Source organism: Arthrobacter sp. Dra40, from assembly GCF_059091905.1.
The window spans coordinates 1-10,251 of record NZ_JBNHHB010000183.1; the positions used below are offsets into that span (position 1 = coordinate 1).

Consider the following 10,251-nt stretch of genomic DNA (forward strand, 5'->3'; position numbering starts at 1 on the left):
GCATCTCGCGGCAGGCTGCGTCCTCGTCGCGCTCCCCCGGTTCCACCTTGCCGCCGACCCCCACGACCTTCCCGGTGCCGAAGCCGGTCTTCTTGCGGCCGAGCAGGACATGGCTGTGCCCGGATTCCTCCCGGAGCAGAAAGCAAAGGGCAACGGCAACGGTCATGGCAGCGAGTCTAGCCCGGCACCACGGCTGCGCAGACCTCTGTCGCGGCCTCAGCCGAGGGCACGGGGATGCGCCGCGGCATAGACCTCGCGCAGGGTGTCGGCGGTGACGAGCGTGTAGATCTGCGTGGTGGTGACGGAGGCGTGGCCCAGCATCTCCTGCACCACCCTGACGTCAGCACCGCCCTCGAGCAGGTGGGTGGCGAACGAATGCCGCAACGTGTGTGGAGAGACCGGCTGCGTGATGCCGGCCTTCTCCGCGGCCGTCTTCAGAATCGTCCAGGCACTTTGGCGGCTGAGGCGTCCGCCGCGGGCGTTCAGGAACAGGGCCGGCGTGCCGTGTCCCTTCGCCGCCAAGGCAGGGCGTCCCCGGACCAGATAGGCGTCCGCCGCCTGGGCAGCATAGGAACCCAGCGGCACCAACCGTTCCTTGGACCCTTTGCCGAACAAACGGACGACGGCGGGCCCGTCGCCTTGCGGTTCGACGCTGACGTCGTCGACGTCCAGGCCCACCGCCTCGCTGATCCGCGCGCCCGTCGCGTACAGGAATTCCAAGAGCGACCGGTCGCGCAGCCCGGTGGGAGTGTCAGATCCTGCGGACTCGAGGATCCGCGTCACATCGGCCACGGAAATCGCCTTCGGCAGGCGTTTTCCCGGCAGCGGCGGATGCACGTCCGTGGCCGGGTCGATCTCCGTGATGCCCTCCAGCGTCCAGAACTTGTGCAGGCCGCGCACCGCCACGATGGTCCTCGCCGCGGACCTCACGCTCAATGCAGCGGCGCCGTCGGCGCCGTCGGAAATCGCTTGCGCGAAAGCCGTCACGTCATGCCGGGTGACAGTGCCCGGCTCGCTGATCGAGCGTGCCTGCAGGAAGCGCAGGTAGCGGCCAAGGTCCCGGCGGTAGGCCGCTACCGTGTTGGCAGCCAGCCCGCGCTCCACCGCCATATGCTGCAGGTAGTCACCGGCGGCTCGGCCCAGCACCGTCGCGGTGAATTCGTCTCCTGGGGCTGACGGGGACTGCAGCGGCGCCACGGCGGGTTAGAGCCGGCCGGCTTCAGCGGCGCCGTTCGGGCGCTGGCTGGGATGCTCGGGCCACGGAGCATCTGCCGGGCGCAGGTTGCCAAAGCCGGATGCGGCAGCCCTGGCGGCGGCGAGGACCCCGGCCACGGCCGACGGATTGTGCAGCCGCCCGGCCATCACGGCGTCCACGGCCTCATCCAGATCCACCCAAAGGTGTTCGATCTCCGCTTCCTCATCGGTGCGCTGATGCCGCTGGTCTTCTGGAACTTCGGTGAGGTCGCGGGCCAAATAAATCCTGATCGCCTCGCTCGAGGAGCCGGGCGAATTGAAGAAATCAACCAGCACGTTCCAACGGGCAGCCACCAGGTCGGCTTCCTCGGCCAACTCCCGAACCGCCGCTTCCACGAAGTTCTCGCCCTCCACGTCCAGCAGACCTGCCGGGATTTCCCAGAGCGACATCCCGGTGGGCTGCCGGTACTGCTTGAGCAGCAGGACCCGTCCCTCCGGGTCCATCGCCAGGACGGCTACCGCACCGGGATGGGCAATGTAGTCGCGCACCAAGGTCTCACCCGTGCCTTCGGCCAGGGTGAAGGTATCGCTGACCACGTCCCAGATGCGTCCGCGATACACCGTACGCCTGTCGACCAGGGGCCGCGGATCCGGGATGTCGGCAAAGGGTTCGGGGCGCACCGGCACGTCAGGCCCCGGCCTTCACCGGGGTCTTGACCTTGCCGTGGTCCAAGGCAGCCGCGATCAGGCCCGCGAACAGCGGATGCGGGCGCGTGGGGCGCGAACTGAGTTCCGGGTGCGCCTGGGTGGACACGTAGTACGGGTGCACATCGCGGGGCAGTTCAACAAACTCCACCAGCTTGCCGTCCGGCGAGGTGCCGGAGAACACCAGGCCCGCCGCAGCCAGCTGGTCACGGTATTCGTTGTTGACTTCGTAGCGGTGGCGGTGCCGTTCGCTGACCTTGGTGCTGCCGTACGTCTCAGCCACCACGGAGCCGGACTGCAGCGCTGCCTCATACAGGCCCAGACGCATGGTGCCACCCAAATCGCCCTTGCCGTCGACGATGTCCAGCTGCTCGGCCATCGTGGCGATCACCGGGTGCTTGGTGTCCGGATCGAACTCAGTGGACGATGCGTCTTCCAGCCCCACGATGTTGCGGGCGTACTCCATGACCATCGACTGCAGGCCCAGGCACAGGCCGAGGGTGGGCAGCTTCTTCTCGCGGGCGAACTTGAGCGCGCCGAGTTTGCCCTCCAGCCCCCGGATACCGAAGCCGCCGGGCACGCAGATGGCGTGCACGCCCTTGAGCGCAGCGGCGGCTCCCTCGTCGGTGGCGCAGTCGTCCGACGGCACCCAACGGATCTTCACCCGGGTCTGATTGGCGAAGCCGCCGGCGCGCAGTGCTTCGGTCACAGAAAGGTAGGCGTCGGGAAGGTCGATGTATTTGCCCACCAACGCCACCTCGACGTGGTGCTTGGGGTTGTGGACCGATTCCAGCAACCGGTCCCACTTGGACCAGTTAACGTCCTTAAACTTCAGGTCAAGGTGCTGGACGATATAGGCGTCCAGGTTCTGGGAGTGCAGCGTCTTGGGGATGTCGTAGATGCTCGGCGCATCAGGGCAGCCGATGACGGCGTCGATGTCCACGTCGCACATCCGGCCGATCTTCTCCCGCATTGAGGCCGGGACTTCGCGGTCGGAGCGGATCACGATCGCGTCCGGCTGGATGCCGATCGAGCGCAGTGCCGCGACTGAATGCTGGGTGGGCTTGGTCTTCAGTTCCTGCGAGGGGCCGATGTACGGCACCAGCGACACATGCAGGAAGAACACGTTGTTGCGTCCGACGTCCTGCCGGACCTGGCGGGCCGATTCCAGGAACGGCTGAGACTCGATGTCGCCCACCGTGCCGCCGATCTCGGTGATAATCACATCCGGCACTTTTTTGCCGGCGACGGGCTCGGAGGGCAGGCGCATGCGGCGCTTGATCTCGTCGGTGATGTGAGGAATAACCTGCACCGTGTCGCCAAGGTATTCGCCACGGCGTTCCTTGGCAATCACGGTGGAGTACACCTGGCCGGTAGTGACGTTGGCCGAGCCGTCCAGGTTCTCGTCCAGGAACCGCTCGTAGTGTCCGATGTCGAGATCGGTTTCGGCGCCGTCATCGGTGACAAAGACTTCACCGTGCTGGAAGGGATTCATTGTGCCTGGATCCACGTTCAGATATGGATCAAGCTTCTGCATGGTCACGGACAGGCCGCGCGCACGGAGCAGGTGGCCGAGGCTGGAAGCCGTCAGTCCCTTTCCAAGCGAGGACGCCACGCCGCCGGTGACGAAGATGTGTTTGGTCGTCTTGGACGACTTGGAAAACCGGGAATTTGTTCGCTGCACCACGGAATTCGAGCCTATCACCTTTCTGAACGGCCTCGGATCTCAAGGCCGCTCCGACCTCTGTCGAGTGTGCGAAGACACACCCGCCGGTCATCTGCTCCCCCGCCGGCGGCGGGGCTGGTCCTACCTGTAGCCGATGCTACAGCGCCCTCGCTCCGTCGATCAGTTCCTGGGCGTGGGCGCGGGCGGATTGGGATTCCTCCTGGCCGGCAAGCATGCGGGCGAGTTCGGTCACCCGCTCCTCGTCGGTGAGCAGGCGGACATCGCTGGCAGTCATGCCGCCGTTGTCCCCGCCGGAGGTCTTGATCACCCGGATGTGCTGGTCGGCGAAGGCCGCCACCTGCGGCAAGTGGGTGACCACGATGACCTGGACGAAGCGCCCCAGCATGGCCAGGCGACGGCCGATTTCCACGGCTGCCTTACCGCCAACGCCGGCATCCACTTCGTCGAAGACAAAGGTGGGCACTGGGTCCACCTCTGCCAGCACCACTTCGATGGCAAGCATCACGCGGGACAGTTCGCCGCCGGAGGCGCCCTTGCCCAGTGGCCGTGGCGGGGCTCCCCGGTGCGGTTTGAGCAGGAACGTGATGATGTCGGCGCCGTGCACCGTGAGGGCGGGTGCGGGTTCGATGTCGATCACCAGCTCGGCTTCGGCCATGGCCAGCGCCGAAAGTTCTGCGCCCACCCGGTGGCCGAGTTCAGCGGCGGCGTCCCGGCGCAGTGCTGTCACCTCACCGGACTGGGCGGCCAGCGCCGAGTCCAGTTCGGCAATTTCTGCCTCCAGCCGCTCGATTCGGCTGGAATCGTCAGTCAGCTCCTCCAGCCGGGCGCTCGCCCGGGCGGCCCATTCGAGCACTTCGTCGATGCTGGGCGCGTACTTGCGCACGAGCCGCGCCAGATCGGCGCGGCGTGCCTCGACTTCCTCCAGCCGTCCCGGCCCTTCGCTGTCCAGCGATGCGCCGTAGCTGGCCAGTTCCGCCGCCACGTCCGCGAGAATAATTCCGACCTCGGCCAGCCGGGCCGCGGCCCGCCCCAGTTCGGCATCTTCGTCCTGCACTTGTTCCAGCGATCGCTTGGCCGAATCCACCAACGCCGTCGCGTCCGGCGAATCGGTGAACTCTTCAGCCACCAGTGCCTGATGCGCGAGGGTGGCTGCCGCCCGAAGTTCCTCGACATTGGCCAGCTTCACCGCTTCGGCCTTCAGCGCATCGTCTTCGCCGGGCTGCGGATCCAGCCCTTCGATCTCTTCCAGGGCCAGCTGCAGCGTCTCCGCTTCGCGCAGCCGTTCGCGGGCTTCCGTCCGCAGTGCCTCCAGCTCACCGCTGGCTTCCTTCCAGCGTACGAATGACGTTGCATAGGCGGACAAGGCCTGCGACAGGGCCTCTCCCGCGAACTTGTCCAGCGCCTCCCGCTGCGCCTGCTGGCTCTTAAGCCTGAGCTGGTCTGTCTGGCCGTGAACGGCCACCAAGTGACCGCCGATCTCGGCCAGCGTTCCCACCGGGGCTCCGCGGCCGCCGACGTGCGCGCGGCTGCGACCGTCGGCGTTCACTGTGCGTGCAAGCATCAGTTCTGCTCCGCCGTCGAACTCGTCGATGTCCGCCCCCGCTTCACTCGCGCGATCCAAGGCAGGGCTGCCGGCGGCGAGCCGAACGACGGCCTCAGTCACCGCGTTGGGTGCGCCGCTGCGCACCGCGCCGGCGTCGGCGCGGGCTCCCAGCAGCAGGCCGAGGGCGGTGACCACCATGGTCTTGCCGGCCCCAGTCTCGCCTGTCACAACGGACAGGCCAGGTCCCAACGGGAGCGTGGCCTCGGTGATGACACCCAGATTGCGGATCCGGATTTCCTCGATCATTTCGATTCCTCCCGGCTGGGCTGGGCATATCGCGGTTCCACCGTGCGCACGGTGGGCAGCGACGAGGTTGGCGGCTGTTCTTCGGAGGGGCTGACAGGACCGCGCCATCCCGACGTCGGCAGTTCAAATTTGCGCACCAGGCGCTCCGAGAAGGGCGTACGGCGGGTGCGGGCCAGCCGGACGGGCTTGTCCGAGCGCGTCACTTCAATCCTTGAACCCGGCGGCAACTCCAGGCTGCGGCGGCCGTCGCACCACAGCACGCCATTGGCCTCGCTGCGGCTTAGGACTTCCACCGCCATGATGGAATCCGGTGCGACTACCAGCGGCTTCGCGAAGAGCGCGTGGGCGCTGATCGGCGTCATCAGCAGGGCTTCCACCTCAGGCCACACCACCGGGCCGCCCGCGGAGAAGGCATAGGCGGTCGATCCCGTGGGAGTGGCCATCACCACGCCGTCGCAGCCGAACGAGCTGATGGGCAGTGCATCGACTTCAACGACGACTTCGAGCATCCGCTGCCGGTCGCCTTTTTCCACCGCCGCCTCGTTCAGCGCCCAGGTGTGCCCGATCTTGCGTTTGTCCAGCCACACCTGGACATCGATGGTCAGACGCTCTTCCACCGCATATTCACGGTTGACTACCCAGTGAACCGTCTGGGCCAGGTCGGCCCGCTCGCTCTCGGCCAGGAAGCCGACATGTCCCAGGTTGACGCCGAGCAGCGGGACGTCCGAGTCGCGGACCAGTTCAGCCGAGCGCAGGATGGTACCGTCGCCGCCAAGCACCATCCCCAGATCCACACCGTCGAGGCTGACGTCCTCATCCAGGATCTCCGTGGGTACAACCAGGTCGCCGTAGGTCTCCTGGATGTGTTCGACTTCTTCCCTCCGCATGACCGGCACCAGGCCCGACGAATGGAGTTGGGCACACGTTTCCTGGGCTGCCGCCATGGCATCTGCCCGTCCGGTGTGCGCGAGCACCAATATTCGCCGGCTCATCGCTCCACTCCCGGTTCCTGCCTTCTCGGTTCGTCCAGTCGGTCCGGCTGTGTCCCGGCTCCCTGCGGGAAGTTGGCCATTGCTGCGTCCACCGTCCCGGTCAGCACACTACCTGTTCTGCGCTCCCGAACACCCGGCGGAACGCTTATCCACAGGAAATACTCGATATTTCCGTCCTGGCCGGCAAGCGGGCTCGCAGCCAGTCCGCGGATGTCCAGCCCCGTTTCCACGGCCGCCGAGACAACGTTGCGTACCGCCCGGTGGCGTTCGGCGTCAGAACCCACGACGCCGGTGCGTGCCAGCCGTTCGCGGCCCACCTCGAACTGCGGCTTGACCATCAGCAGAAGATTCCCGGCAGGACGGGTGGCATTGGCCAGGGGTTCGATGACCATCGTCAAGGAGATAAACGACAGATCCGCAACGGTCAGGTCCACCAAGCCACCGATCTCCGCAGGGTCCAGATAGCGGACGTTCAGGCCTTCGAACACCCTGACTCTGCGGTCCGAACGGATCTGGTCGACGAGCTGGCCGTGTCCGACGTCGACGGCGACGACCTCCCGCGCTCCCCCACGCAGCAGCACATCGGTAAAGCCGCCGGTCGAGGCTCCGGCATCCAGGCAGCGCAGCCCGGTCGGATCCACTGCCGGAAAGGCCTCCAGCGCGCCTGCCAGTTTGTGCCCGGCTCTGCTGACGTAGTCAGGGCCTCCGTCAGCCGCAACCTCCAGTTCGTCGCCCGGGCCTACCGCCGCCGACGCCTTGGTCAAGGTTGTTCCGGCACGGCTGACGCGTCCGGACGCGATGAGCTTGGCTGCGTGGGTGCGGGACCGTGCCAGTCCCCGGGAGACGAGCTCCTGGTCCAATCTGGGCATCGGGCTCAATCAGCCTCGGTTTCCAAGTCTTCCAGCAGGTCGTCGTGGATCTGCTGGTATAGCTGCTGATGACCGCGCACAGGAAGCCCAGGAATGCGGGCCAGCTCGGAAATAATGCCGTCGACGGATTCGTCGGCCGTCGACTCGCCGGGGGCCGGCCACTGCGGCGCCGTCTGGTTCACGCTCTCCCGTGGTTCTGGCTGGTCCAAGCTTCCCTCCCTGGCATCGGCGGATGTGCCCACCACCATGAATCAGTCTAATAGCGGCGTTCAGCCGACAAGGCCAGGTGTAGGCTCTGCTGCCTGGCTAGGGTGGGCGTCCCACCAGGCCGCACAGGCAGCGCGCCACGTGTCCACATCGCGCCGGCTGCCGGAGACGTTCAGCTTCCCGTTTGTGACTGTAGCCAGCGCCTCGCCGCAGCGGAACCCCGCCCCGTCACGGGTGATGACAGGATACGGGCGGTACAACTCGGCCAAGCTGCCCAGCAGGTACTGTGGCCGTTCGGCTGGACGGGCGGCGAGTACAGCTTCCACCCCGTCAATGCCGGTGAGGACCACGGCAGTGTCCATCCCGGCGTTGTTGCCGCCCAAAATGTCCGTATCGAGCCGGTCCCCCACCACTAGCGGCTGCTTGGCGCCCAAGGCCGCCGCAGCCGTCGTGAAAATTCCTGCTTCGGGCTTGCCCGCGACCAGAGGCACCGCCCCCGTCGCTGCTTGCACGGCGGCCACGAGCGATCCGTTCCCGGGGGCGATACCGCGCTCACGGGGAATGGTCAGGTCGGTGTTGGTGGCGACCCAGACTGCGCCCGCTGCTACCGCGAAGGACGCCTCAGCCAAATCCGTCCACCCCAGTCCCGGATCAAACCCCTGGATCACAGCCGACGGAGATTCGAGGGCAGAGCGAACGGGGATAAACCCCTGAGCTGCTGTTTCATCCGCCAGCGTCTGACTGCCCGTGACCAGAACCTTGGAACCGGCAGCAACGAGCCGTGCAAGCATCAGCGCACCGGCTCGGGCTGACCCAAAGACCTGATCGGCGGTGGCCGGCGCGCCCAGCTCCCGCAAGTGGGCGGCCACCTGCTCAGAAGAGCGCGAGGCGTTGTTCGTGATGTAGCCCAATGCGGTCCCGGTTTCCGCAAGCCGTTCCAAGGCCTCTGCGGCTCCGGGGATAGCCCGCTGCCCTGCATAGACCACCCCGTCCAAGTCGGACAGCAAGGCGTCATAGCCGGAGATCAGAGGCTCAGCTGTCGTCATCCAGGCTGTCCCGTGCCGGCGAATCGGACGCATTCACTTCTTCGGTCGCGGTCGAAGCGGGGGCTGTTCCTGCCTCGGGGGGCGTGCTGGCCGGCGAGCCGTCGGCAGGTCCGCTTTCTTCCTCTTCCGGCGCGGCCTCTGCCGTGGCTGCTGGCACCCTGGCGTCATTGCCACCAGGCGCCGGTGATTGAGAAATGGACTCGGATCGGCTCAGATCTTCGGCCGCTTCCATATCGTCACCGACCAGGTCAATGATCTCGGGTTCAGCAAAATCTCCCACACCCAAAGCGTTCTCGGCCACTGCTGCCTGGCGTCGCCACTGCTGCGCTTCCTCGGCGCGGTTAACCGCTTCCAAGGCGTCTGCATAAGCACGGAACAGCCGGGGGCTGTAGGAGAAGGCTCGGTTGCGGTCCAGCTGCGGAATCTCCAAGGCTGCAACCGCGGCATCGTGCTGCTGCAGATCGGCGCGGGCTCCGGAAGCAACAATAGCCAGTTCCACCTTGCCCGCCGTGTCCAGGGTTTCGGCATCTTCCGACCGAGTCAGTTCCAATGCCCTGTCCGGTCGTCCAAGGCCGCGTTCGCAGTCGGCCATGACCGGCAGGTGCTCGTTGGAACCACTAATCCGCCGGAATGTGCGGAACTCCCTCAGCGCTTCGCCGTAGTGACCGGCCGCGTATGCGGTCAAGCCGACTGCCTCGCGCACCGGGGCCATGCGCCCACCCCTGCGGCTGGCCGCCAGGGCGTGCTGGAAAGCCAACTCCGGCTCTTCGTCGAGAAGACGACCTGCCATGACCAGGTGTTTGGCGACCCACTCAGCGTTCTTGGATTCCAAGGTCCTCAGCTGTGCGCGGGTGACGCGGTCCAGTTCTCCCCCGGTAACGTCCGGGTCAATCTCCGGCGACCGGGGACGATCCACGCGGTTGGCGCTGCGCAGGTCATTGGCGTTGTGCTCACGAGGGCCGCTGGGACGGTCGAACGAGCGCCCGTCACGGTCCGTACGCGGCCGATCACCCTGGGCACGGCGGTCACCGAAATCGCGACGCTCACCACGCTCCGGACGCGGCCGATCACCCTGGGCACGGCGGTCACCAAAATCGCGACGCTCACCACGCTCCGGACGCGGCCGATCACCCTGCGCACGGCGGTCACCAAAATCGCGACGCTCACCACGCTCCGGACGCGGCCGATCACCCTCCGGACGGCGGTCACCAAAATCGCGACGCTCACCACGCTCCGGACGCGGCCGATCACCGAAGTCACGACGCTCACCATACTGCTGGCGCTCCCCGCTATCCTGACGAGGACGATCGTCGCGTGAACGGGATCCTGCGGCGCTACTTCGGCCGCTGCTGCTCGGGTCCTGGTTGGCGGGGCGGCTGCGCTGTCCGCCCTGCTTGGAGCGGTCAGCACCCGACCGATTGCCATAGTTGCCTCGGCCTGCACCCCTGTCGTCTCGTCCTTCACGACCCCGGAAATCAGCCATGCCGGAACTCCTCTCAGTGCGGGCCAAGTCGATCGAACCAACCACAGCCATCAAAATCTCTATAAACGTTGTCTTGTGTCGGGCGCAGATTTTCGTGGCGCGCCCATACCATCGATCCATTCTAGTGCAGCAGACTGTTCGCCTCCTCGCAGTCAGAGCCATCCAGGCTGTGAGTCCACTAACGAACCGCGCCTCTTAACGCGGGAAGGCCCCGCCATC

General features: G+C 66.4%; 11 protein-coding genes. 1 reads left to right on the plus strand and 10 read right to left on the minus strand.

The window, feature by feature from the left end; genetic code table 11:
- From AC5RWT_RS30110 to AC5RWT_RS30155, 10 genes are all read right to left on the minus strand, one after another.
- Positions 1-166, minus strand: a 166-nt coding sequence (locus AC5RWT_RS30110; RefSeq protein WP_494083418.1) for an NUDIX domain-containing protein, incomplete at its 3' end; no start/stop codon positions are given.
- Positions 167-216: 50 nt separating this feature from the next.
- Entirely contained in the window at positions 217-1,188 is a 972-nt protein-coding gene (gene xerD / locus AC5RWT_RS30115; protein WP_494083419.1) for a site-specific tyrosine recombinase XerD, read from the minus strand.
- A 15-nt stretch (positions 1,189-1,203) separates the two neighbouring features.
- Positions 1,204-1,875, minus strand: coding sequence for an NUDIX domain-containing protein (locus AC5RWT_RS30120; RefSeq protein WP_493967990.1), 672 nt, complete (start codon positions 1,873-1,875; stop codon positions 1,204-1,206).
- A gap of 7 nt (positions 1,876-1,882) precedes the next feature.
- Positions 1,883-3,604, minus strand: coding sequence for a CTP synthase (gene pyrG / locus AC5RWT_RS30125; RefSeq protein WP_494083410.1), 1,722 nt, complete (start codon positions 3,602-3,604; stop codon positions 1,883-1,885).
- 118 nt (positions 3,605-3,722) lie between these two features.
- Positions 3,723-5,435 carry a DNA repair protein RecN gene (gene recN, locus AC5RWT_RS30130; RefSeq protein ID WP_494083411.1) on the minus strand — a complete coding sequence of 571 codons (1,713 nt, stop codon included), beginning with the start codon at positions 5,433-5,435 and terminating at the stop codon, positions 3,723-3,725.
- Complete coding sequence (locus AC5RWT_RS30135; protein WP_494083412.1) at positions 5,432-6,427, minus strand: NAD kinase; 996 nt, start codon at positions 6,425-6,427, stop codon at positions 5,432-5,434. Before AC5RWT_RS30135 ends, recN begins: the two co-directional genes overlap by 4 nt.
- On the minus strand, positions 6,424-7,296 hold the full coding sequence (locus tag AC5RWT_RS30140; RefSeq protein ID WP_494083413.1) for a TlyA family RNA methyltransferase: 873 nt from the start codon (positions 7,294-7,296) through the stop codon (positions 6,424-6,426). Before AC5RWT_RS30140 ends, AC5RWT_RS30135 begins: the two co-directional genes overlap by 4 nt.
- 5 nt (positions 7,297-7,301) lie before the next feature.
- Positions 7,302-7,505 carry a hypothetical protein gene (locus tag AC5RWT_RS30145; protein WP_494083414.1) on the minus strand — a complete coding sequence of 68 codons (204 nt, stop codon included), beginning with the start codon at positions 7,503-7,505 and terminating at the stop codon, positions 7,302-7,304.
- A 60-nt stretch (positions 7,506-7,565) separates the two neighbouring features.
- Positions 7,566-8,549, minus strand: coding sequence for an HAD-IIA family hydrolase (locus tag AC5RWT_RS30150; protein WP_494083415.1), 984 nt, complete (start codon positions 8,547-8,549; stop codon positions 7,566-7,568).
- Positions 8,536-9,465 (minus strand): hypothetical protein, encoded by a 930-nt coding sequence (locus AC5RWT_RS30155; protein WP_494083416.1) that lies wholly within the window; start codon positions 9,463-9,465, stop codon positions 8,536-8,538. The genes AC5RWT_RS30150 and AC5RWT_RS30155 overlap by 14 nt, the downstream gene beginning before the upstream one ends.
- A 30-nt stretch (positions 9,466-9,495) precedes the next feature.
- Between AC5RWT_RS30155 and AC5RWT_RS30160 the strand changes: the two genes are divergently transcribed.
- A complete protein-coding gene (locus AC5RWT_RS30160; RefSeq protein WP_494083417.1) occupies positions 9,496-9,867 on the plus strand; it encodes a hypothetical protein in 372 nt (123 codons plus the stop codon).
- Positions 9,868-10,251: the final 384 nt, after the last annotated feature.